Genomic DNA, 22,881 nt, shown 5'->3' on the forward strand with positions numbered 1-22,881 from the left:
TGGAACGGCTCGTTTCCGTTGATGCTCCCGAACGGAGCGGCAGCCGTCCGATTTTCTGCAGCAATCTCCCATGGCCTCCCCGATCATTTATCTCGATGCCAACTCGACCACGCCGCCCGACCCCGCGGTCTGGGACCGTGTGCGAGATGTCTCGCTGAGCTGCTACGGCAACCCCGGCAGTACGCATCAGATCGGCCGTCTGGCTCGCAAGAGCCTGAAAGAATCGCGGGCGACCATCGCGAGAGTGCTCGGGGCAGATCATCGGGAACTCGTGCTGACCAGCGGGGGGACGGAATCGACCAATCTGGCTCTGCACGGGCTGGCCGCCGCGGTCGCGCCGGAGAAGCGGACAATTGCCCTGACCGGCGGCGAACATCCTGCCACGCGGGAAACCGCCGAGCGGCTCGTTCAACTCGGCTGGAAAGCGGTGCTCATTCCGCTCAACAACCACGGACAGATCTCGGCGGACGGGCTGCAATCCCTCCCCTGGGATCAGATCGGACTGGTCTCCGTCATCTACGCTCACAATGAAATCGGCGTGCTGCAGGATCTCGCTGCTCTTCGTAAGATTTGCGAGAGTCACCAGATTGCCTGGCATCTCGACATCGTTCAGGCAGTCGGACGCGTGCCGTTTTCCTTTCAGGAGACGGGGGCTTCGGCGGCCAGCTTTGGCGTTCATAAGTGCCACGGCCCGCGCGGAATTGGCGGGCTGCTGCTGAAGGAAGATGTGCCGTTCGTTCCGTTGACGGTCGGCGGCTTTCAGGAAGCGAGCCGGCGTCCGGGGACCGAATCGGTGGGACTGGCCGGCGGGATGGCGTGGCTGCTGCAGGATTACGAGCAGAACCGCGAAGAGTATCATACCGCATTGTTGAACCTGAGAGACCGCTTCGAACAGGGGCTCATGGCTCGGCTCGAAGGAATTACCATTCACGGCTACGAAGCTCCCCGTCTGCCGAATACGAGCAACGTGGCCTTCGCGGGCCTCGACGCCGAGGCTTTGCTCGTCGCTCTCGATCTGGCCGGGATTTGCTGTTCGCTCGGCAGTGCCTGCGCCAGCGGCTCCGCCGAACCTTCTCCCGTACTGCTGGCGATGGGAATCGATCGCGAACAGGCAAAGTCGGCTCTCCGATTCAGCGTGCACCGCTTCCTGACGCTCGACGACATTGATGACGCCGTGAACCGAATTGTCGACGTGGTTTCCCGGTTGCGGAGTCTATAATCCCGCACCATGCGAGCGTTCTACAGCGACCACCACAAACTGCCTCTGCCATCGAAGCATCGCTTCCCGGTCGACAAGTACCGGCTGCTTCGCGAGAGAATCATCAGCGAAGGCATTCTTCGCGAAGAGGATGTCGTCGCCTCACCAGCTGCGACGGATGAGCAGATCCTTCGGGTCCACTCCCGAGACTATCTGCAAAGCCTGATCGAGGGGACGATCGATTCCAAAGAGATGGGACGGATTGGCTTTCCATGGTCGCCGGAGCTTGTGGTTCGTTCGCGACATTCCACCGGCGCGACCATTGCCGCTGCTGAGGTGGCTCGCACGGAACGGCTCGGCATCAATCTGGCCGGCGGAACGCATCACTCGTTTGCCGATCGCGGAGAAGGGTACTGCGTCTTCAACGATGTCGCCTGTGCGATTCGCGATCAGCAGTCGCGTTTCGGCCACGGTTCCTATCTGATCATCGATTGCGATGTGCATCAGGGGAACGGGTCAGCGGTCATCTTCGCCGACGATCCGCATGTCTTCACCTTCTCCATTCATGGGGCCAAGAACTTCCCCCTTCGCAAAGAAGAAAGCGATCTCGATATCGCCCTGCCGGACGGAACAACCGACGGGGATTATCTGGAACATCTCAGCGAAGGACTGTTGCGGGCTTTCACGGCATCGCGGCCCGATTTCATTTTTTATCTCGCCGGAGCCGATCCGTTCATGAACGATCGCTTCGGCAAGATGAAACTGACAAAGCCCGGCCTGCGCCAGCGTGACGAACTCGTGCTGACCGAATGTGCCCGCCGCGAACTGCCGGTCGTCATCGCCATGTCGGGGGGCTATTCGCCCGATCTGAATGACATTGTCGATATTCAGTCGACGACGATTCAGACGGCGGTTGAGTTGCTGACATGAAAAAGACGGCTCCTTTCCAATTCTGAAAAGAAGCCGCCACTTGATCTCGGTTCCGGTTGTCTAAGCTCGATGATCGCGCCCGAACTCGAAGAGGGATTCGAGAGCCGCGACTCCAAGATCTTCGATCTCCGGAGAGGGTTCCGGGACTCGACTCGCGAAGTCAGACGGCTTGTCCGAATTCGACTGCTGAGATCCGCTCGAATCCTGATCATCCGGCGTGTTCAGCACCCGCCGTGCCAGATCCATCATCGTCGGTTCATCGCGTCGAGACCGCTGAGTCATCATATCGGGAGCCGCCTGAAGATCGGCATCGACGATCGTATCCTGACCGGGGCCGCCGATGAGGCTGTCTCGGCCCGGTCCACCCACGAGCATGTCATTGCCGTGTTCTCCACGCAGCGAATCGTTCCCCTCTTCGCCGAAGAGGAAGTCGTCGTCAGCGCCGCCGTAGATCTGATCGTGACCTTCGCCGCCACGAATGAAGTCGATGCCGCTGGCACCGAACAGACGATCGTTGCCTTCATTCCCTTCGATGACGTCGTTCCCGCGAGAGCCGTTGATCACATCGTTCCCGGCTCCTCCAATCAGCAGATCATTGCCGATGCAACCGACGATCAGGTCATCGCCCATGTTGCCGTAGACCACCATGGACGCTTCAAGATCCTGGCCGGTCGCACGAATATCGTCGTTCCCGCTGCCACCGGCGATCGAGATGATTTCGAATCCGCCATTCTCGACCCGGTGACCGTTGACGTAGACCATGCCGGGTTCGATGTCGATGTTGTCCGCCTTCGGCGTCCCGGCGACATGGACGACATCATCTCCATCATGACCGCCCCAGAGGACAATGCCTCCCTCAATCGCGTCGAGATGCATCCCGCCTTCGATCACCACCCGATCGTTGACGTTGTCACGCCCGATGATCCGAACCTGATCGACTTCGCCGACCGGGCGGGACATCATCACAACGCCGGTCAACTGATCGACAATCTGGACGTTGCCGTCACGAATCTGCACGCGGGTCACCTGATCGGGACGATCCCCGGGGACCCGGTACTCCATCACCGACTCGGCGAAGAAGATATTGTCCTGCGGAATGATTACGTTCGAGTTGCGTTCGATCACATCGGCCAGGGAAGTCTGTTTCACCTTGAACAGCGCCTCGCCTCCGAGCACATTTTCGTACCAGAAGCGATCGCCATCGCGGAGACGGGTGAACTGATCGACCAAAACGGCCCGCACGAGTTCGCCCACGCTCGATCCCTGCACATGATCTTCCGCCAGCATGCCGACCCACAGATCGATCTCATCGACGGAGTCGTAAACCGATTCGAGCCGAGCGACAACATCGGGATTCGATGAAATCTGGTCGAACGAAGTCACGCGGGCCAGCCCCATGTCTTCGCGAGTCTGGTTGTAATCGGCCAGACCATGATCGCGGCCGCGTTGAATATTCAGCGAGGCCAGGTCGAACCCGCCCGAACCTGGAGGGCCGAACAGGAAGTTGCGAACGTCATCGATAATCTGGTTGTCGAACTCCTGGGCCAGCTGAGAAGCCGCTCCCTGAAGCAGAGAATCGATCCCGGTCGTCGCGACTTCACTCGGGTTGAAGAAGGCATCCCGCAAAGAGATGTGACCTTCGTCTGCGACGGTGCCGTCAGAGTTCAACCGCTGCAGTTCCGACGAAAGGAACGTGTGCCCCAACCGATAGGCGGCTGTGGAGAACTCGTTCGCAATGTTCGGATTCACGCTCGAATCGTAGCCTTCGTAGGCGCCGATCGCTCCGTTGCCGAGCAGAGCGGGGAGGAACTCGTTGAACGTGATGTGCTGGAGTTCGGCTCGAACGATGCTGCGGGCCTGCTGGTAGATCTCCTCGTCAGTCAGACTCGGATTGCGATTGCAGATCTGCTCAGCCAGTCGATTGTGCTCCCGTACCCAGATAGTATGCATCGAAGTCAGCGCGAGGTTCTCGTTGGCCCGGATATCCCCGGCCAGGAACAGGGCGGCGCTCGTGCCGCCGGCGTTCGGCAATCCCGCCTCATTGTAAGGAAGAAGGTCTCCCTCACTGGTTTTGAGCCTGCCGTTGGAGAACGTCCGCAATGCCGCGGCTCGAACGTCATCCGATCCGTAGATTACAGAGCCATCGATGAACGCCGTGATGACGTTGACCTGCTGACGCGGATTATCAACATCGGTGCCGGTCTCATGATCGTATTCCGAGCGCGAGAGCGAAATCACCTGAGTGCCGGTGCCGTACGGATCGAACCAGGGATCACCGATTGGAACCCCGATGTCGGCTGCTTCCGTCTCGGGATTGGGATCGGTCAGATCGATATCGTGATCGAGGAACTGTCCCCACATCCAGAGGTAGTCGGTGAGATAGCGGTCGTTGGCCACCGAGTCAGACTGACTCGCAACGGCGTTACTGATCTCACGGGCACTGGCACGCAGCTCTCCGCCCATCGAAGAGATGCCGTCGCCATACTCAACGGCAGAGAGTCGTTCGAGCTGCTCGCCAACGCTGCCCCAGTCGACGTTGGTCAGGTTGTTTCCTGTCCCGTCGATGCTGGCGTACTCAACCGACGAGCCGCTGAGCAGCATTCGTTGTTCGCAAGTTTCGATCTGAATCGGCTGGGTGCCGCTGACTGCGCGCAGGGATTTCCGCAGGTTTTTTCGGGGTGTCATCGCAAACTCCGTGGGCCCGAAGTCGAGAAAGAGGCAGGAAGGATTCCCGCTTCTCAGAAAGGCAAAGCATCTAGGTGGTTAAACGAGCGGATTCTCAAGATTCCACACCGGGATCGAGAATTCAAAGTGCCCGCCGGCAGCGATGCGACGCCAGCTGCTCAACTTCGGATAAGACTTACTATTTGAATTTATCGAATTTTCGTCGACGGCTTATCCAAGCGTTTATTCTGGAACTTAGGGGACACCGTAAACAATGAAGTTTTCGGAAAACTTGCGGGATAGCCCCCTAATGGACTCTAATGCCCTCTCCCAAATGGAATGTCATGCTGCACATCCGGTCCAAGGTCCCATGTCCGCCGAATTCCAGCATTCACTGCTAAATCTGCCCGAGAACGAGTTCGCGCGAGCGGCCCTGGAGCGGTTGCTCTCCGCCGATCCCGATTTCGCTCCGCCTCTGGTTTTGATTCACGGCCCCTCCGGAACCGGCAAGTCGCATCTCATCATGCATGCTGCGAACCGGTTCCTGACGCAATTTCAGGACGTCAACTTCCGCATTCTGCCGATTTACGAGTTCGCCTCGCTGAATCTCGAAGCCGCCTCGACCGGCAAACCGATTCCCCAACTCGACGACCTCGGCGATCTCGATCTGCTCGTCTGCGAAGAACTTCACCACATCGAACGGCAAAGCTGGCTTCAGAAAAAACTGCTTGTTCTGATCGACGAGATTCTTTCCTTCGGCGGCCGCGTCATCCTCTCTTCACAAATTCCGATTGGAGAGTTCCAACAGTCGCTTCCCAAGTTGATCAGTCGCGGTCATGCCGGAATTACAGCTCATATCCCTTATCCGGAACGACATAGCCGCATCAGCCTGCTGCATCACTACTCCCAGCATCGGGAGCTCTATCTTCCGACACAGAGCTGTGAAATTCTGGCGGACCGGTTGCCAGTTTCCCCGCGCGAGTTGTACGGCGTGATTGCCCAGCTCGAAGCCGTCGCTCAGATCGAGAATCAGGAATTGACGCCGGACGTGATCCGCAACTTTCTCGAACTGCAGCACGATGGGCAGAAGCCCTCGCTGGCGGAGATTGCCAAAGCCGTTGCCCGCGAGTTCGGCGTCACCCTCAAAGCGATCCGCTCCGCCACTCGAGAGCGAAGCCTGTTGATCCCCCGACAAACGGCGATGTGGCTGTCACGCGACCTGATTCAGGCCAACTACGCCGAGATCGGCCGTTATTACGGCAACCGCAGTCACAGCACGGTGATGCATGCCTGCCAGGCCGTGCAGCGAAAGATCATCGAGAACCCCGAACTCGACTTTCGCCTCGCCCAGCTCCGCCGCCTTCTGCAGGGCCTCCCGGCCAAACCTCGCTAAGCACGAGTCAGGTGTCCGTAAAGATATTGACGCCTTCCCCGGTTTTCGGCACGATTCCCCGGTTTTCGTTCTGTAGTCCACCCGGAAAAGGAATCCGATGTCGGAATCTGAGCTCAGCCCCTCAGCCGAGGATCCTGACGTTTTCAGCGAATCCGCAATCGAAGAAGCGTACATACTGGCTCTTCGCGCCTCCGAAGAAGCGGGGATGGTTCCGCCTCAGGTCGAGCTGGAACCGGCCGACTGGGAACAGGTCGAGCACGCCACTCCGCAAGATTCCGAACCCCCCGCACCTGTCGCCGAGGTTCCAGACGAGGATGTTCTCACCTTCAAACGGCCCCGACATACGCCCGAGCAGATTATTGAAGCCCTGCTGTTCGTCGGTGGCGAAAAACTGACGGCTCGCAAGCTCGCCGGTTTCATTGGGCATCAATGCCAGGATGAAACGATCCGCGAGTACGTGGAGACCATCAATCAGAAGTATCGGGATCAGCTGCGGCCCTACGAGATCATTCTCGGCGAGGAGGGCTACCAGATGACGCTCAATGCCGAGTATCAGCGGCAACGGAACTCCGTCTTCGGACTTGGTCCCCGCGAAGTTCGATTGTCCCAGGACGTTCTGGAAGTCCTGTCGTTCGTCGCCTTTCAGCAGCCGGTGACCAAAAGCGACCTGGAACAGCTCGACCGCTCCGGAACGATGTCCTCGTTGAGGCAGCTCATCCGCCGGGAGCTCGTTGAAACGAGCCGCCGGGAGGATGGAGACGTGGAATACCGGACGACGGACCGATTTCTGACGCTGTTCGGCTTGAGCAGCCTGCAGGATCTGCCAAGGACCCGGGATCTGAAACTGAAGTAGCCTCGTCCGTCACCGGAAAGCTGCTACGCCACTGCGCTGGTGAACTGACAACCGGCGTAGACAGTCGAGGCACACTGAACGGCTTCGAGCATCATTTCGTGCGATACGCCAACCTCATTCGCTTTGGAGATGTGGCCCTGCACGCACGGTTCGCAGGCATTCAGATCACTGATCGCAATGTTAACCAGTTCAATCAGCGGGACTTCCAGACTCGTGGAAGAGAAAGTGTGGGCCCGCAGTCCGACCGGCATGCCATCGAAGCGATCGGTGCCGGAGATCTTACGGAACTTGAAAAACGTGTTGTACATGTAGTTTGTCGTCGAAATGGCGACCAGTTCCGCCAGTTGCTGCTCACCCCAGCCCAGGTCCCTGCAGCGTTGGGTGTAGAATTCGACCCAGTATTTGCTGTGGGCATGAACGGCGACGGCCAGGGCAATCGCGGCCTTGGAGTTCTCGTCGATTTTTCCCGGTGACCAGACGAACTTCTTGAAGTTCATGTAGAAGTCGCCGAGAAAGGGCTCGACATTCCCCATCAGCAGGAAACCTTCAGGCAGTGGCTCCGGGCCCAGCAAATCGTGCAGGCGACCGTACACTTGAGCCACTTTTCCTTCCGCATTCTCTTCCGCAACCGGCTTCAGCCCAAGCATTCTATCCTCACAGTCCACTCGTAGTTCACAATGCGGTCAATCCATGTCCCCGAACATGGCCACTCATCGAGCGTATCGAGGACGTGAAGCAATTCTAGTGCCGGGCGACGATCCGTCAAAACACCCGGTGTCCGAGGGCTATCGGCAGAGCGAATCCTCCCTCCGCAATGTCGCAGTTCCCATCGATTTCCTGAGATCGGCAGCCGGCCGGAAAATTGCTCGTGACCTGAATTGCCGGTTTTGTTTAGGATACGTCTCTACTGAGGACCGCGGTCGACGTGGTCGACACTGAAACTCGCGGGAGTCCCTGTACAAGAAGGATCTGAGGGATGAGTTCGATGACTGGCTGGAAATTTGCGTCTCTACTTCTCTTCGCTGGTTACCAGCTTTACTCACCAGCATTGCTCCCCGCTGCAGACACGCCGGGAGCTGACCTGGCCCTCTCCTTCCGCCCGATGCAGAAGGATGTGGTCTACGAGGAAATCGACAAGGCGGACTACGCCAGCTGCAAAGTCGAAATTGATCGGCAGGACAAGGTGTCCGGCTGGGTCGTTTTCGGACCCGACGGGCAGGTTCTCCGCCGGTTCTGGGATACCAACGGCGACAACGTGGTCGACCAGTGGCGATACTATGATCGCGGTTACGAGGTCTACCGCGACATGGACACCAACTTCAACAACAAAGTCGATCAGTCCCGCTGGTTGAACATCGCCGGCACCCGCTGGGGCATCGATACCAACGAAGACGGCCGACTCGACCAGTGGAAAGTCATTTCCGCCGAAGAAGCCTCTCGTGAAGCCATTCTGGCCATGGCCAAGGGGGACGCTCAGCGGCTCTCTCTGGTCCTCGTCAACGGCGACGATATCAAGAAGCTCGGGCTGGCTGCGGATCTGGCCGAAAAGATGAACAAGGACCTCGCGAACCCCGCCGAAACGATGCGGACTCGGGTCTCCTCCTCGAAAGTCGTCAACGCGGCCACGCAATGGATACGGTTCGACAGCTCCATGCTGATGCCTTACGTGGTTCCCGTCGACGAAGGCAAAGCCAATCAGGATCTCATTGTCTATGAGAACGTGATGGCCATCGTCGAAACGGCCGGCGAGACGGGCTTCGTGCAGATCGGCGAAATGATGCAAATCGGCAATGTCTGGAAGCTCACGCAGATTCCGGCTCCGATTGAAGGCGAGACGCTCGAAATGACCGACGGAGGCACGCTGATGCAGCCCTCCATGGCCGCCGCCACACCCGGCATGGCCGCTCAATCCGAGATCTCGCCCGAAATGCGAAAACTGCTGACCGACCTGCAGGAACTCGACAGCAATGCTCCGACGCCGCAGTCAACCGCAGCAGACCTGGCTCGCTACAACAGCCGCCGCGTCGAAATCCTGCGCGGTCTACTCGCGATCTCCTCGACCGAGGAAGAACGCGAACAGTGGCTGACGCAGCTGATCGACGGACTCGCCGCGGCTGTCCAGACCGGAAAATATTCGGAAGGGGTCCGCCAGCTGGCCGCCGTCGAAGCCGATCTGGTCAAGCAGCGACCAAATTCGCCACTCGTTTCCTACACGGCTTATCGCCGGTTGCTCGCGGAATACACAATGAAGCTGCAGGCTGCTCCGGCAGATAACGCCGAACGGGAAGCCCTGCAGACCTGGTGGCTGACTCAGCTCAAAACGTTCGTTGATACCTATCCGAAATCGGACGACGCCGCCGACGCCCTGCTGCAACTGGCCATCACCGAAGAGTTCAGTGGCAACATGGATGAGGCGAAGAAGTGGTATACCTCCCTCTCGACCAACCATGCGAAAACCGACGCGGGCGAACGGGCTATCGGAGCATTGCGACGAATCGGGCTGGAAGGCAAACCGCTGCAGCTCAAGGGATCGGGCATCGATGGCAAGCCGGTCGATCTGGCCTCCTATCGCGGCAAGGCCGTCCTGGTCATCTTCTGGGCGACCTGGTGTCAGCCCTGCACCGAAGACCTGCCCCAGCTGAAAGCTCTGTACGATCAGTATCGGGCGAAGGGCTTCGAGATCGTCGGGATCAATCTCGATACGCAGCGTGAAGCGGTCGTGCCCTACATCAATCAGCACGGCAACCGCTGGGCGCACATCGCCGAACCGCAGGGACTCGAAGGCCGTCTCGCCATCGACTTCGGCATCATCTCCGTGCCGACCATGTTCCTCCTCAACCAGCAGGGCGTCGTCGTCAGCAACTCCACTTCCGTGGAAGACCTCAAAGAGGAACTGCCGACTCTACTGCCGTAGTCACTCTTGAGACGAACGCACAAAGTGACATGCCCACGCTTGCGTGGGCATGTTTCGTTTGATGACAACCTTCCGACGCCGAATAGTCAGACGAAGGGGGCCTCTGCCGGCTTGCCCGGCAGGGCGATCACAACCCTGCGGGATCCTCAACTGACGCTCGAACGTCACTGTTGTCCCTCGCTGACGTTTCGGGTTGAGAGGCGTATTGCGACAGCCGGCGGCGGGAGACGCTTACGAGCTCTGGGACATCCACCAGAGTTTCCACGTGCGTTCGTCAAAGCCGAAGTCGGCGTCGGTCAGCGTCTGCAGAGCGTCGAGCACTTCCGGGTTCTGCTGCTGGACCCGAACGGTTTCCCAGCGGAAGGAGTTGGCTCCCGGGAAATGGATGTTGGCCGGATCGATCGCGCCGGTCAGCAGACCGGCTTCAATGTCCGGCGGTAGCGCGACCCGCGTGCCGGGAGCGACGGCTCCGCCCGGTCCCATGGAAACGCCCACGGTCGGATTGGGCACCTTGATTCGATAGGAGTGGGTCGTCACCAGTGCTTCAATCAGACGAGGCACGGCGACTTCGCTGCCCATCTGCTTGAGTCCTGAGGCCGCTCGGCGGACGACGACATTCTGCTCATCCTGCAGGTGCTGAATGAATTCCGCCACGGCGAGTTGTCGCTGTTCCGGGGCGATCTTCTCGACCGACCGCATCCGCAGCCCCTGATCGCCGTCAAAGACGGACATCCGCACCAGAGCTGATGTCGCCTGCGGACCGGGAATCTGCTCCAGAACTTCAATATACAGCAGACGCAGGTCCCGCGATTCCTGTTCGCCAAGATACCGCTGCAGACTGGGAATCGCCGATCCGTCGGTGATCTCACGGAAGTTCTGCAACGCCAGTTCCCGCTGAGTATCGCGGCGGCCGGTCAACCAGTCCGACCACATCGCGACCTTGCTGTACCATTCCTTCTGACGCTCCCGCTCTTCGCGACTGTGCTCAAGCAGAAGTTTCTCTTCCGGCGTAATATACCGCCCCCGGAACTTCACATAGCCCTGATCGATCATGTGCTCTTCGAGCGTGGTCCACTTCCCATTGCGTTCGACGTGGCCGAGTGCCCGATGAGCCACCTCGTTCTCGGGATCGAGCTCGATCACTTTTTCGAGATGCAGATCGCGCTGACGCGACAGATGCTGCTCCCGACACCATTCCGACATGTCCCAGTGGGCTTCGACCGTTTCGGGAAGCAGCCGCGACTTGAGCTCATACTCTTCGTAGGAGAGCGGGCGACGGGTTTCGAATTCGACGTCGCGAGCGAAGACCGTCACCACTGATCCAGTCACCGTTCTGACGGCAACATACAGTCCCAGGTCCTGAGGACCAGTGATGATCTTCCCCCGAATTTCTCCGCCCGACTTGAGGCGCACCAGATCCGCCCGCGCGCACAGCGGGCTCAGTATTAACACGGCCAGAGCAGCCGCGACCGGAATTCGGATTGGAAGCAGGGCGTAACGCATGATGTTGGACGGAGTAGAATGCTGTGTCTCGAGTGATTCGCGGCTTGGAAATCCGTTCACAACCAGCTGACGGTTTATTATGCCGGGAAACCCGGGAGTGACAAGGAAATTCTCTCGGCAGGCTCATGCTGGGCGAGGGGAGTCCTTCCGTGTCCGACGGTCCTCGAAGCAACAAAACCAGAAGCATTCGGCAGCGCCCGCTCCAGTCCATTCCGAATGCACTTATTATGTCGGCAAAATTATCGCTGGACTCGCATTTCAAGCAGACAGATACTGGATTCGCGGGATTTCTTAGCGTTAGACTCGAATTGCGACGATGTTGAGGGAGGAGCCGCTCCGACTGCGGAGTGCCTGCGCGTGGCCATTACGGGGCCTACTCAGCCGTCCGGCCCGGTTGCGTCTCATGATGTGGAACAGGTGGAGTTTGCCGATGATTCGGAATATTCAGGTTTTGAGTGCACTACTCGTCCTCGTGGCAGCGACGGAGGTGTCCGCTCAAGTCAATCGACTCAGTGCGAACCCCATTCCCACAGCGCGCAACCTGAACCGCTACGGGCTGGAAGTGACCTGGGCCAGTCAGGCGACGCTGGAAGTCGGGCTCGACAAAATCGCCCATGTCGCCATCGATGAACGCTCCGTCGTCGCGCTGAGTCAGGCCGGAATGGTCTCGATGTTCGACGCCGAGACCGGGCAGAAGATGTGGGTCGCCCGAGTCGGCCGCGGCGTGCAGGCAACGTTTATGCCGGTCATGAACGACACGCAGGTGCTCATCGTATCCGGAATGACGCTGTACGCTCTCGATCGGGCTCGTGGCGGAATCGAATGGCAGATCAAACTGCCGCAGATGCCGTCGACCGGCCCCTCCGCCGATGACGACCAGATTTATATCGGGGCTCTCGATGGCAGTGTGTACGCATTCGATCTGCGTCGGATTGCTGAGCTGTATCAGGAACGAATGCTGCCGGAGTACTCACTCTCGACGCGCGTCTGGCGTTATAAAGCGGGCAAGAAGATCACGTCTCCGCCGGTCCGTTACGGCCGGTCCGTCAGCTTTGCCAGCCTCGACAACTCGTTGTATACCGTCAGCGCGAATTCGCGGAATCTGCTGTTTCAGTTTGAAACCGATGCCCCGATTTCCGCTCCGCTGGTCATCTACAAAGATTACGTGTTCCTGGCTTCCGAAGATTTTAACTTCTACTGCCTGCAGGCCTCCAATGGGCAGGTCCGCTGGTCGTTCCTGTCCGGCCTTCCAATCCGCAAGGCCCCGCATGTCATTGAAGGAATGGTTCGCGGAGTTCGGTCAGAAGTCGTCTACGTGCTGCCAGAAACCGGGGGCATGTCGGCGATCGATGCTTTCAACGGGAATCTCATCTGGAGCCAGCCGCAGCGGCGGGCTGTCGACTTTCGCGGCGCCACGGACAACTATCTGTTCGTGACGGACGAGATTGGCAACATTCTCATTCTTGAACGGGACTTCGGCCGTGTCATCGGCAATATCGCCGCCAACACTTACACGATCAACACCGCCAACGATCTGTCGGACCGCCTCTTCATGGCCCGGCCCGATGGACTGATTGTGATGATCCGCGAACACGACAGTACATTCCCGAAGTACTACAAGTTCCCGGAACGCCGCCCGATCATGCCGGAACTCTTCGATCCGGAACTCCACACCGAAGAAGCTGAAAACGCGGAGAACATCGACAACGTTCTGCCGGGCAACGGAGATGACTCGACCACGCTGCCGGGGCAGGAGTAAGAGACGGAGAACTCACGCTCTCTGAGTGACTACAGCAGATTGTCGCGGTATCCGTCCGGCGATCGATACAGGGCTGCATCGACGCACGATGCGATGTGGATGATCCATCCCAACCAGACGCACCAGAGCAGGCTGGCAACAACGAAGTGCACCAGGGCCGAGAAAATCCGTCCCTGGACCAGCTGGCCCAGCCCGGGATAAAGGAAACTGGCCAGCGCGGCGATAACGTTTGCTGTGGATCCGGGTCCTGTCATATTCCTGACCTGTTCGGTGAAAACTCGATGGGGTTTTGAGGTGGGCGTTCGGGTCTAACCAGCAATATCGATGCCGATCTACTCCAGCGACAGCTCATTAAGCAGCCGACCGCGATGATCGATCGCATCCGGGTATTTTTCTTCCAGCTCGGTGAGTAACCGTTCGGCCTCGGCGTCCTGGCCCGCCTGCTTCAAATGATACGCGAGCAGGAACCGGCCGTATGCCCCGACCTGAACTCCGTTCCCATAATAGCAGTCGCTAAAGTCGTCGATCGCCTGCTTCAGGTACCGGATCTGCTGATCCCCCTTCGTCATCTGTCCCAGATACAAAATCGCACAACCAGTTCGGTTAGCCTTCTTGTACTTCTCAACAAGCGTTTTCAGACTCTCGACCGCTTCCGGCGACTGCCAGTTATCGTTCGCGACCTGATACAACCGCTCGATCGACTGCAGATCCTCCCGCGTATAGGTCTCGACATCCTGGCGCATCCGTTCGCGGGCCGCCGTGCGCTGTCGAACCACCAGATCTTCCCGGTTCTGCTCTTTCAGCATCGGCTCCAGCTTTTTCTCCAGCGATTCGAGCCGCTCTTCCAATTGCCTGACGCGAGCCGCAAGGTCAGCATCCTCGTCAGCCTGAGCCGGGACACCGGAAAACGAAAGAGCCGTCAGCAGAGTAGCCAGCACAAACAACTGAGTCCGCAACATGATTCACTCCCGGCGCATTGGATAACCGAATCGATCCTTCGGGGAAAACGCACGGCTGGGTGCGCAGGTTCATCATATCGTGTGAAATCCGTTTTTCGAGATGAACTCGCGAAACCTGCGTGAATGCCTGCGCTGGCAATTCCGGCTCGTCAGTCGATACGATGGCGTCGTTCGCATGTCACCCTGAAGGATCTTATCGATGCATCGACACTCGCTGCTCCCGCTCCAGTTCGTCGGCCTGTTTCTCCTCCTCATCGCCATGCATGTCTCGGCTGCTCCGGCCTTCGCCGATGACGCGGCGGAATTTCATGAGCTTCTCGATGAACACTGGGAGTGGAAGCTCGAGTCGAATCCGCTTGAGGCGACCTACCTGGGCGATAAACGCTTCAATGATCGGTGGCCCGACCTGCGTCCCGCGACATTTCAGGAAGAACAGAAACAGCTGCAGAACTTCCTGAAGCAGCTTCGCACCATCGATGCGAGCCAGCTGCAGGGCGAAGACGCGGTCAGTTATCAGCTCTTTGAACGTCAGCTCAGGATGCAGATCGAGGGATTTCGATACGGCTGGCATTTCGTGCCCTTCAATCAGCGGGGCGGGGTTCAGACTGCCAATGAGATCGCCGATCAGCTCTCGTTCAAAACCGTGAAAGACTACGAAGACTGGCTCACTCGCCTGGAGTCGTTCGGCACCTACATGGATCAGAACATCGGCTTGATGCAGCAGGGAGTCGATCGGGGTATCGTGCATGCTAAGGTTGTCATGCAGCGGATTCCGAATCAGATCCGCAGGCAGATCGTCGACGATCCCCGCGCCAGTCTCTTCTGGCAAGCCTTCCGCAGTTTTCCAAACGACTTTGACGAAGCAACCCGAAATCGTCTCGAACAGCGAGCCGAAGCGGCTATCAGCGAAGTGATTGTTCCCGCGTTCCGGAAGTTCGATACGTTTTTCACGGAAACCTACTTCCCGGCCTGCTTCGATGAAGTCGGCGTCCGCCAGATTCCCAACGGACAGGAGTTCTACGCCCATCGAGCCCGACTCTACACCACGACCGACCTGACGCCGCAGGAGATTCACGACATCGGACTGGCCGAAGTCGATCGCATCCGCAAGGAGATGGAGACCATCATTCGCGAGGTCGAATTCGAAGGCTCGTTCGGCGAGTTTCTGGAGTTCCTGCGAACCGACGATCAGTTCTACTACGAGGATCCCAACGAACTGTTCGAGGCTGTGCAGGCCGTCTGTAAGAAGATCGATCCTGAGCTGATCAAACTCTTCCGCAAACTGCCGCGCATGCCTTACGGCGTGAGGCCCATTCCGGAATCGATTGCGCCCGACACCACCGCCGCCTACTATATGGAACCCGCCGCGGACGGTTCGCGAGCCGGCAACTACTACTTCAATCTATACAAACCCGACCAGCGGCCGATCTACACGATTGAAGCGCTGTCGTTGCATGAAGCCGTGCCGGGGCATCACCTGCAGATCGCGCTGGCCATGGAGCTGGATAACCTGCCGGCCTTCCGTCGCTACGGCGGCTACACGGCATTTGTCGAAGGCTGGGGATTGTACAGCGAGAGTCTCGGGTACGACCTGGGACTTTATAAGGACCCGTATTCCCGCTTCGGCCGACTGACATACGAAATGTGGAGGGCCATTCGGCTCGTGGTCGACACCGGCATGCATTCGCTCGGCTGGTCACGTCAGGATGCCATCGATCTGTTCGTGAAACACACGGCCAAGTCTCGCCTCGACATCGAGAACGAAGTCGACCGATACATCTCCTGGCCGGGGCAGGCACTCGCCTACAAGATTGGCGAACTCAAGATCCAGGAACTTCGCAGAAAAGCCGAAACCGAACTCGGTGATGAATTCGATATCCGCGACTTCCACGATGCCCTCCTCTCCCACGGAGCGGTCACTCTCGACGTCCTCGAACAACTGATCGATGACTGGATCGCCGAACAGAAACGGTGAGACGGATCCGACCACCAGGCCGGTCAACTCCCGCAGGCCGTTCTAATTTCGCCGGGCACCGAAGCGAGACGCGATGCTCGGGTGTCACCTGTCTGGGGGTGTACGGTCGATGAAAAGCTGATGAAGCCGGCGTGCCTCTCGGCGGGGAAGTTGACTTTCTCTGGCGGTCGGGCGATAAACAGGTTGCTCTGTTTCGCTGTTTTAAGGACCTGCCATGCAATTCTCCCCTGCCCTCCGGTGTGTACTTCTTGCAGGCATTGCCTGCTCGACATTGACCGCGACTGCGGAAGAACCGAAGCCCGCTGACACCACTGAGGCGACTGCTCCCGAAGCAAATCCTCTCACGCCGAATCTGATTCACGGACGGCATCTGCATCCGCGGAATGCGAAGCACCCGACTGTGCCGCCGCATCAGGATCGCTTTTATTCAACGCGATCGAGTCAAATCACGCTGCCCCTGCCGGGCGAAGAGGATGCCTTTAGTTTTGTGGTCTTCGGCGATCGCACCGGGGGACCGCCGGAAGGCGTGAATGTTCTGGCTGATGCGGTCCGCGACGCCAATCTGCTGGAGCCGGATCTGGTGATGACAGTTGGCGACCTCATCAACGGCTACAACCAGACCGATGAGTGGATCGTCGAGATGAAGGAATACAAGGAGATCATGAGCAACCTGCTCTGTCCCTGGTTTCCCGTCGCCGGCAACCACGACGTCTACTGGCGTCCGCTCACCGACCCCAACATCCCGGCCAAACAGCACGAAGAGCACTACGAGATGCACTTCGGTCCGCTGTGGTATTCATTCAAGCACAAGAACTGCAACTTCGTCGTGCTGTACTCGGACGAAGGGAATCCCGAAACCGGTGAGAAGAGTTTCAATCGACCCGAGAACCAGACCGTGAGCGAGGAGCAGTTCGAGTTTCTGCAGGAAGCTCTGGAACGGGGCAAGGATTGCGACCACCAGTTCCTGTTCCTGCATCATCCCCGCTGGCTTGGTCGGGGCTATGGCGACGATTGGAAAGTCCGTGTGCACCCGCTGCTGAAAGAGCAGGGCAATGTGACGGCTGTGTTCGCTGGCCACATTCATTACATGCGTTCCGATCCTGCTGACGGCATCGAGTATCTCTCGCTCGCTACCGTCGGAGGCAACCAGACCAGCAAAGTGCCGCAGGCAGGGTTCCTGCATCAGTATCATGTCATCACCGTCCGCCCGAAACAGGTGGCGATGGCATCGTTCCCCGTGGGCGAAGCGATGGACGTGCGGGAGATTACCGGCGAACTCCAGGCCGAAACACTCGCACTGGCGGCTCAGCGTCCGGAAATCGAGGGCGTGTTGACCGTTGCTCCGGAAGGGATCGAGGCTTCCACGATCAAGGTCAAGGTGAGCAATCCGTCGAGTCGTCCGGTGGACTACACGCTCACGCCCGGCAGTGAAGATCTTCGCTGGGAAGCGGCTCCCGATCACCTGCACAACAAGCTGCTGCCGGGAGAGTCCCACACCGTTGAGTTCAAGATTCAGTATCGCGGCTCAGGAATCGATCAGTTCTTCCGCCCGATCGAGATTCTCCACTCGCAGGATTACCTGGCCGAGACGACTCGCTATTCCCTGCCTCAGACCTCTACCGCAGTGGATATGAAGGTCGTAGTGCCGCAACTGGCTTCGCCGAAGGAATTGCCCAACCGGGCCCTCTATCTGGATGGCGAGAATGATGCGGTCATGGTCGCTTCCGAGGCACTCAAGTTGCCGCAGGGGCCGTTCACAATGGAAGCCTGGTTCAAAGCCGAGAGCTACGGCGATCGCGTCGGTTTTCTCGCCAAGACCGAAGGGAGTGAGACCTCGATCTTCCTGAATAATGGACAGCCTCACGCGAGCATTCATCTCGGCGGTTCTTATCGCACGGTCAATGGCCCCACGAAGATTCCAACCAGCGAATGGCATCACATCGCTACGGTGTTCGACGGCGAACGCTGGTCGATGTTCGTCGATGGCAAACTCGTCGGCCGCACCGAAGTGGAGCCAACCTGGTCACGAAAGCGGAATGATCTTCCGTTGTACGTCGGAGCCGATCCCGGTCGCGACGGCAGCCCCGGTTCATTCTTCCACGGCTGGGTCGATGAAGTCCGGATTTCAACCACCGCGAAGTACAACGGCACCTTCGAGCCGAAACGACGTCTCACTTCGGAAGACGATACGCTGCTGCTCTACAATTTCGATTACGAGCTGGGCGTGATTGCCTACGACAGTGGACCCCGCGGTCTGCACATGCCGATGCTCGGCGGAGCTCGCCTTTCCGAACCGGTTTCGGACAAATAAGCCGTACGCCTACGGACGCTGAAACTCAGCACGCAGCCGCTCGACTTCGGTCCGGCGGCTGCAGTCTTTGAGATGGTCGTTGACCATACCCATGGCCTGCATGAATGCGTAGCAGGTCGTGGGACCAACGAACGACCAGCCGCGTCGCTTGAGGTCTTTGCTGAGAGCCGTCGACTCGGGTGTTTTCCCCGCCACATCACTGAGTGTTCGCGGCGGCTTTCGCACTTCCGGCTCGTACTGCCAGAAGAATGCCGCCAGGGAACCATATTCATCGACCAGCTCGCGAGCACGCTGAGCATTGTTGATCGTCGATTCGATCTTCTTGCGATGCCGGACAATTGCGGCGTTCTGCACGAGCCGCTCGATATCATCAGGGCCAAACTTCGCGACCTTGTCGAACTCGAAGTTCTTGAACGCTTTGCGAAACCCTTCGCGTTTGCGGAGGATGGTGAGCCAGCTGAGCCCGGACTGAAAGCCTTCGAGGCAAATCTTCTCGAAGAGCGTGCGATCATCGTCAACGGGGCATCCCCATTCCCGATCGTGATACTGCATGTAGAGCGGATCGGCTCCGCACCACCAGCAGCGGACCACACCGTCTTCACCACGAATCACACTCGGAACATTGCTCATCGGCGGCTCTCGCTGAGGGTTACACTTCGATCCTCAGCAAGTGTTATCAGCCGCCGTCACAATGATCAATGATCAGCCGGTCAACGAGAAGCCCCCGTGCGTCAGTCGACCATGCCGCGACGTTTCAGCTCGGCGACGACGGTACTCACGATGCGGGTCACTTCACTGCTGTCGACATCGTTACCGGAATCGTTCAGGGAGCATCCCCCGACAGGTTCATCGGTGTAGCCATGCGTGGAGAGCATGCACTGAAGTTCGCGGCTCAGGGTCTGCAGGTCGGTTCGCTGGTTGTCCGAAAGCGGCTGGCGGCCGGTGCCCATGCTGAAGCCACGAAGTTCGACGGCTGCGCGGAAGCCTTCCGGGAATTCGGCGGAGTAGATCATCACGTCGAACAGTTTGACCAGGTCGTACTGCAGCTGACGGGCTTCTTCGATGCGATGGGAGGTCGTCAGTTCATAGAGTCGTCGCATCAGTTCCGGAACCACGCCGGAGGTCGCGTTCGTTCCGCCGTCGCAGCCGCTCAGCAGCATCGGCATCAGAGCGGCATCCCAGCCGGTGAGGAAGCTGAAGTCGGGACGGTTCGGCCGGACGGCCTGAATCATGCGAATCATATGCGGCAGATCCCCGGAGGAATCTTTGATGGCCACGATCTTTTCGCATTCCTCGCTCAGCCGCTGCACGGTCGGGACGTCGATCGGGCTGGCGAACATCGGAATGTTGTAGAGGGTGACGTCGACCGGAGTGTTGTCGCCGATTTCCTTGAAGTAGGCGTACACCGAAGCCGGGCTGAGCTTGTAGTAGAACGGAGCGACAATGGCGACGGCCCGCACGCCGAGTTCGTGGTAGTACTCGCAGGCTTTAATGGTCTCGCGGACGTTGGCTTCGGCGGCTCCCGCCAGAATCGGCACCCGGCCGGCGGTTTGCTCGGCAATAATCTTGGCAATCCGACGACGTTCTTCCGGCGTGAAGCGGGTGAACTCGCCAGTCGAGCCGTTCGGGTAGAGGCCGTGGACGCCCTTTTCGATCAGCCAGTCGATGTAGCGACGCAGTTCGGCTTCGTTGATTTCGCCCTGGCTGGTCATCGGCACGAGGTTGGGCGTGAAGATTCCTTGAAGTCGCTTCGTCATCGGGGCATCTACCTTGGTCAACGCGAGGAGAGTCGTAATTCAGTTGGTATCTGGAGTGGCCCTGACCCTGTCAGAGCTTCAGGTACCGTTCCACTGGCACACAAGAGAGGTGATGTTCAGACCTCTGAGGTGCCGGAAACAGGACGTGGGCGTCGTGTTTATGCAGCAAGAATAGCTTGCGAATCGGCCGATGTTGAGCAGGAAGCCGGCGAGAGCTGCGCGTTCTGTGAGATTTTCTGCATCGGGAGGCCCGCTGAGACGGGTCGTGCGAGCTGAGAACGGCGAATTTCGCTCTTTCAACCCCAATGCCGGCCAAATCGATTGTTCGCCTGCTGGCCTCTGGGTTAAAGTCCGCGTATGATGCGGGATATCCGGTCGCTCCCGGTACGCGCAATTTGTAGGTTTCCTGCCATGTTCGCCGGAGGACTCTGTCCGAAGCTTTCTGGCAACATCTGTCGGCTACCGCCGAGAGAATACAGTTTCACCCTTCGCAGCAGCTGACGTCCCATGATTATCGTATTGAAGCCGAATTCGACTGACGAACAGATCCAGCACATCCTCGAAAAACTCGAGGAGATGGGCTTTTCCCACGATCTCAGCAAGGGCGAAAAGCGGACGCTTATCGGCGTGATCGGCGAAGAAGATCAGCTCCGCGAAGCTCCGCTGCGAGCCATTCCGGGCGTCGAGGATGTCATGCCAGTGCTCAAACCTTACAACCTGGCCAGCCGTGAGTTCCAGGAAGACGATTCGGTCATCGACCTTGGCTACGGTGTCAAAGTCGGCGGCGGCCATCTGATGATGATCGCGGGACCCTGTGCGATCGAAGGCAAGGAAATCCTCAGCGAGATCGCTCATGCGGTTAAGTCTGCTGGTGCCAACGTGTTGCGTGGCGGTGCCTTTAAACCGCGAACCAGCCCGTACAGCTTTCAGGGCATGGGGGAAGAAGGCCTCCGCATCCTGCAGGAAGTCGGACACGAACTGCAGATGCCGGTGGTGACGGAAGTCATGGATCCGCGGCAGGTCGAACTGGTCGACAAGTACACCGACATTTTCCAGATCGGTGCCCGCAACATGCAGAACTTCAACCTGCTGAAGGAAGTCGGCTCGACCAATAAGCCGGTTCTCCTGAAGCGAGGCATGAGCGCGACGGTGGTCGACCTGCTGATGTCGGCCGAATATGTGCTCGCTCACGGCAATAAAAAGGTGATTCTCTGCGAACGCGGCATCCGCAGTTTCGATTCGTCGACGCGGAACCTGCTCGATCTGGCCGCCGTGCCGAACGTGAAGGGGCTGACCCATCTGCCGATCATTGTCGATCCTTCGCACGCAACGGGCCGTCCGGACCTGATTCCGCCAATGTCGCTGGCCTCAATCGCTGCCGGAGCCGATGGCGTTCACATCGAAGTGCACTGCAATCCGGAAATCGCCAAGAGCGACGGACCGCAGGCTCTGCTGCCCCAGCAGTACGAAGACGTGATGAACAAAATGCGGGAAATGGCACAGTTGATGGGCAAAACCATCGGCGACCCTGTCGCTGCCGTTTAGGGTTCGACCGGAGCCCGCGTGCCGTCATAGCGTAGCGGCGGCTTCCTGCCGCCGACTCGATTTCGCTGAACATCACCGCTCCGTTGGTTCAGCGACGTACGGACATCTCGAATGCGAAGTCTCGAGCTCACAACGCGTTCTGTTTCGCAGGACGCACTCGGCGGCACGATGCCGCCGCTACGGATCCAGCAGACCAACCAGAAGATACGAACTGTCACAACAACTATCACGTAGGACCAGATACGAGGATTTCTCATGCGACGTCAGATGATTGCCGGCAACTGGAAAATGAACACGAACCTGGAGTCAGGAAAGGCCCTGGCTGAAGGGCTCGCCAAACATGTTTCCGGCAAAGATCTGAATGCAGATGTGCTGGTTTGCCCGCCGTTCCCTTATCTTCAGGCTGTGAAAGCCGCTGTCGGTAACTCGGGGATTTCTGTCGGAGCTCAGAACTGCTACTTCGAAGAACCGGGCGCTTTTACCGGCGAAGTGGCTGTCGACATGCTGCTCGACATCGGCTGCGACTGGGTCATTCTGGGGCATAGCGAACGTCGTCATGTGCTCGGCGAGACTGACGAAGTGATCAACAAGAAGACCAAAGCAGCTCTGGCCAAGGGGCTGGGCGTCGTTCTCTGTGTTGGTGAACTGCTGGAAGATCGTGAAGCTGGCAAAACGAACGCTGTTCTCGACGAACAGATGAAGGGCGGACTGGCCGATGTAGCCGCTGGCGATCTGAGCAAGATCGTGATCGCTTACGAACCGGTCTGGGCAATCGGCACCGGCAAAACCGCGACTCCCGAAATGGCGGACGAAGCTCACGCGCACATTCGCGGCTGGCTGACCTCGAACTACGATCAGTCGGCAGCCGACGCCATGCGGATTCTGTACGGCGGCAGCGTGAAGCCGAACAACGCCGCGGAACTGCTCGGTCAGCCGAATGTCGACGGGGCACTGGTCGGCGGAGCGAGCCTGACGGTCGACAACTTTGGTCCGATCATCGATGCCGGACTGGCTCAGTCGGGCAAGTAGTCACTGTCTCTCCCCACGTCCACTGGTCCCGTTCACCGTTGAAATGCCGCTTCTGACTCGACAGAGCCAGTTCAGATAACTATTGTGCGGC

The 22,881-nt window shown here is 58.6% G+C and carries 17 protein-coding genes; 10 read left to right on the top strand and 7 right to left on the bottom strand.

What is annotated here, in order from left to right:
* Positions 1 to 70 precede the first annotated feature (70 nt).
* Both L1A08_RS14080 and L1A08_RS14085 read left to right on the top strand, forming a co-directional pair.
* On the top strand, positions 71 to 1,219 hold the full coding sequence (locus L1A08_RS14080) for a cysteine desulfurase family protein (protein WP_238757078.1): 1,149 nt from the start codon (positions 71 to 73) through the stop codon (positions 1,217 to 1,219).
* A gap of 9 nt (positions 1,220 to 1,228) precedes the next feature.
* A complete protein-coding gene (locus L1A08_RS14085) occupies positions 1,229 to 2,128 on the top strand; it encodes a histone deacetylase family protein (protein WP_238757079.1) in 900 nt (299 codons plus the stop codon).
* A 60-nt stretch (positions 2,129 to 2,188) separates the two neighbouring features.
* On the opposite strand, the gene L1A08_RS14090 is transcribed toward L1A08_RS14085, so the two are convergent.
* Positions 2,189 to 4,813: a peroxidase family protein gene (locus L1A08_RS14090; protein ID WP_238757080.1), complete on the bottom strand. Its 2,625-nt coding sequence runs from the start codon at positions 4,811 to 4,813 to the stop codon at positions 2,189 to 2,191.
* A 349-nt stretch (positions 4,814 to 5,162) separates the two neighbouring features.
* Here L1A08_RS14090 and L1A08_RS14095 point away from each other — a divergent pair, with 349 nt between their 5' ends.
* Together L1A08_RS14095 and scpB are read left to right on the top strand one after the other, a co-directional pair.
* Positions 5,163 to 6,185: a helix-turn-helix domain-containing protein gene (locus tag L1A08_RS14095; RefSeq protein WP_238757081.1), complete on the top strand. Its 1,023-nt coding sequence runs from the start codon at positions 5,163 to 5,165 to the stop codon at positions 6,183 to 6,185.
* 97 nt (positions 6,186 to 6,282) lie between these two features.
* Entirely contained in the window at positions 6,283 to 7,038 is a 756-nt protein-coding gene (gene scpB / locus L1A08_RS14100; RefSeq protein WP_238757082.1) for an SMC-Scp complex subunit ScpB, read from the top strand.
* 23 nt (positions 7,039 to 7,061) lie between these two features.
* Here scpB and L1A08_RS14105 read toward each other — a convergent pair whose 3' ends face one another.
* On the bottom strand, positions 7,062 to 7,685 hold the full coding sequence (locus tag L1A08_RS14105; protein ID WP_238757083.1) for a carboxymuconolactone decarboxylase family protein: 624 nt from the start codon (positions 7,683 to 7,685) through the stop codon (positions 7,062 to 7,064).
* A gap of 329 nt (positions 7,686 to 8,014) precedes the next feature.
* On the opposite strand from L1A08_RS14105, the gene L1A08_RS14110 reads away from it, so the two are divergent.
* Entirely contained in the window at positions 8,015 to 9,952 is a 1,938-nt protein-coding gene (locus L1A08_RS14110) for a thioredoxin-like domain-containing protein (protein ID WP_238757084.1), read from the top strand.
* Between the two features lie 231 nt (positions 9,953 to 10,183).
* Here the strand turns inward: L1A08_RS14110 and L1A08_RS14115 are convergent, their stop codons facing one another.
* On the bottom strand, positions 10,184 to 11,515 hold the full coding sequence (locus L1A08_RS14115; protein WP_238757085.1) for a HEAT repeat domain-containing protein: 1,332 nt from the start codon (positions 11,513 to 11,515) through the stop codon (positions 10,184 to 10,186).
* Positions 11,516 to 11,885: 370 nt separating this feature from the next.
* On the opposite strand from L1A08_RS14115, the gene L1A08_RS14120 reads away from it, so the two are divergent.
* Positions 11,886 to 13,214 (top strand): outer membrane protein assembly factor BamB family protein, encoded by a 1,329-nt coding sequence (locus tag L1A08_RS14120; RefSeq protein ID WP_238757086.1) that lies wholly within the window; start codon positions 11,886 to 11,888, stop codon positions 13,212 to 13,214.
* A gap of 29 nt (positions 13,215 to 13,243) precedes the next feature.
* On the opposite strand, the gene L1A08_RS14125 is transcribed toward L1A08_RS14120, so the two are convergent.
* Together L1A08_RS14125 and L1A08_RS14130 are read right to left on the bottom strand one after the other, a co-directional pair.
* A complete protein-coding gene (locus tag L1A08_RS14125; RefSeq protein WP_238757087.1) occupies positions 13,244 to 13,468 on the bottom strand; it encodes a hypothetical protein in 225 nt (74 codons plus the stop codon).
* 78 nt (positions 13,469 to 13,546) lie between these two features.
* Positions 13,547 to 14,173 carry a tetratricopeptide repeat protein gene (locus L1A08_RS14130; protein WP_238757088.1) on the bottom strand — a complete coding sequence of 209 codons (627 nt, stop codon included), beginning with the start codon at positions 14,171 to 14,173 and terminating at the stop codon, positions 13,547 to 13,549.
* Between the two features lie 199 nt (positions 14,174 to 14,372).
* Between L1A08_RS14130 and L1A08_RS14135 the strand changes: the two genes are divergently transcribed.
* Entirely contained in the window at positions 14,373 to 16,148 is a 1,776-nt protein-coding gene (locus L1A08_RS14135) for a DUF885 domain-containing protein (RefSeq protein ID WP_238757089.1), read from the top strand.
* 214 nt (positions 16,149 to 16,362) lie between these two features.
* Complete coding sequence (locus L1A08_RS14140) at positions 16,363 to 18,459, top strand: LamG-like jellyroll fold domain-containing protein (protein ID WP_238757090.1); 2,097 nt, start codon at positions 16,363 to 16,365, stop codon at positions 18,457 to 18,459.
* Between the two features lie 9 nt (positions 18,460 to 18,468).
* On the opposite strand, the gene L1A08_RS14145 is transcribed toward L1A08_RS14140, so the two are convergent.
* Complete coding sequence (locus tag L1A08_RS14145) at positions 18,469 to 19,089, bottom strand: DNA-3-methyladenine glycosylase I (RefSeq protein ID WP_315860587.1); 621 nt, start codon at positions 19,087 to 19,089, stop codon at positions 18,469 to 18,471.
* 101 nt (positions 19,090 to 19,190) lie between these two features.
* The gene (locus L1A08_RS14150) at positions 19,191 to 20,216 is read right to left on the bottom strand and encodes a dihydrodipicolinate synthase family protein (protein ID WP_238757091.1); all 1,026 of its coding nucleotides are present in this window, start codon (positions 20,214 to 20,216) and stop codon (positions 19,191 to 19,193) included.
* 507 nt (positions 20,217 to 20,723) lie between these two features.
* On the opposite strand from L1A08_RS14150, the gene aroF reads away from it, so the two are divergent.
* Positions 20,724 to 21,761: a 3-deoxy-7-phosphoheptulonate synthase gene (gene aroF, locus L1A08_RS14155; protein ID WP_238757092.1), complete on the top strand. Its 1,038-nt coding sequence runs from the start codon at positions 20,724 to 20,726 to the stop codon at positions 21,759 to 21,761.
* Between the two features lie 255 nt (positions 21,762 to 22,016).
* Positions 22,017 to 22,790 (top strand): triose-phosphate isomerase, encoded by a 774-nt coding sequence (gene tpiA / locus L1A08_RS14160; protein WP_238757093.1) that lies wholly within the window; start codon positions 22,017 to 22,019, stop codon positions 22,788 to 22,790.
* Positions 22,791 to 22,881 lie beyond the last annotated feature (91 nt).

Origin of the sequence: Rubinisphaera margarita, from assembly GCF_022267515.1 — a bacterium.
Classification (GTDB): domain Bacteria; phylum Planctomycetota; class Planctomycetia; order Planctomycetales; family Planctomycetaceae; genus Rubinisphaera; species Rubinisphaera margarita.

Excerpts from the sequence above, each read along its gene's own strand:
- L1A08_RS14095 (WP_238757081.1), top strand. The coding sequence starts at position 5,163 with ATGTCCGCCGAATTCCAGCATTCACTGCTAAATCTGCCCGAGAACGAG.
- L1A08_RS14130 (WP_238757088.1), bottom strand. The coding sequence starts at position 14,173 with ATGTTGCGGACTCAGTTGTTTGTGCTGGCTACTCTGCTGACGGCTCTT.
- L1A08_RS14080 (WP_238757078.1), top strand. The coding sequence starts at position 71 with ATGGCCTCCCCGATCATTTATCTCGATGCCAACTCGACCACGCCGCCC.
- L1A08_RS14090 (WP_238757080.1), bottom strand. The coding sequence starts at position 4,813 with ATGACACCCCGAAAAAACCTGCGGAAATCCCTGCGCGCAGTCAGCGGC.
- L1A08_RS14145 (WP_315860587.1), bottom strand. The coding sequence starts at position 19,089 with ATGAGCAATGTTCCGAGTGTGATTCGTGGTGAAGACGGTGTGGTCCGC.
- L1A08_RS14135 (WP_238757089.1), top strand. The coding sequence starts at position 14,373 with ATGCATCGACACTCGCTGCTCCCGCTCCAGTTCGTCGGCCTGTTTCTC.
- L1A08_RS14120 (WP_238757086.1), top strand. The coding sequence starts at position 11,886 with ATGATTCGGAATATTCAGGTTTTGAGTGCACTACTCGTCCTCGTGGCA.
- scpB (WP_238757082.1), top strand. The coding sequence starts at position 6,283 with ATGTCGGAATCTGAGCTCAGCCCCTCAGCCGAGGATCCTGACGTTTTC.
- L1A08_RS14110 (WP_238757084.1), top strand. The coding sequence starts at position 8,015 with ATGAGTTCGATGACTGGCTGGAAATTTGCGTCTCTACTTCTCTTCGCT.
- L1A08_RS14150 (WP_238757091.1), bottom strand. The coding sequence starts at position 20,216 with ATGACGAAGCGACTTCAAGGAATCTTCACGCCCAACCTCGTGCCGATG.
- L1A08_RS14125 (WP_238757087.1), bottom strand. The coding sequence starts at position 13,468 with ATGACAGGACCCGGATCCACAGCAAACGTTATCGCCGCGCTGGCCAGT.
- tpiA (WP_238757093.1), top strand. The coding sequence starts at position 22,017 with ATGCGACGTCAGATGATTGCCGGCAACTGGAAAATGAACACGAACCTG.
- aroF (WP_238757092.1), top strand. The coding sequence starts at position 20,724 with ATGATTATCGTATTGAAGCCGAATTCGACTGACGAACAGATCCAGCAC.
- L1A08_RS14105 (WP_238757083.1), bottom strand. The coding sequence starts at position 7,685 with ATGCTTGGGCTGAAGCCGGTTGCGGAAGAGAATGCGGAAGGAAAAGTG.
- L1A08_RS14085 (WP_238757079.1), top strand. The coding sequence starts at position 1,229 with ATGCGAGCGTTCTACAGCGACCACCACAAACTGCCTCTGCCATCGAAG.
- L1A08_RS14140 (WP_238757090.1), top strand. The coding sequence starts at position 16,363 with ATGCAATTCTCCCCTGCCCTCCGGTGTGTACTTCTTGCAGGCATTGCC.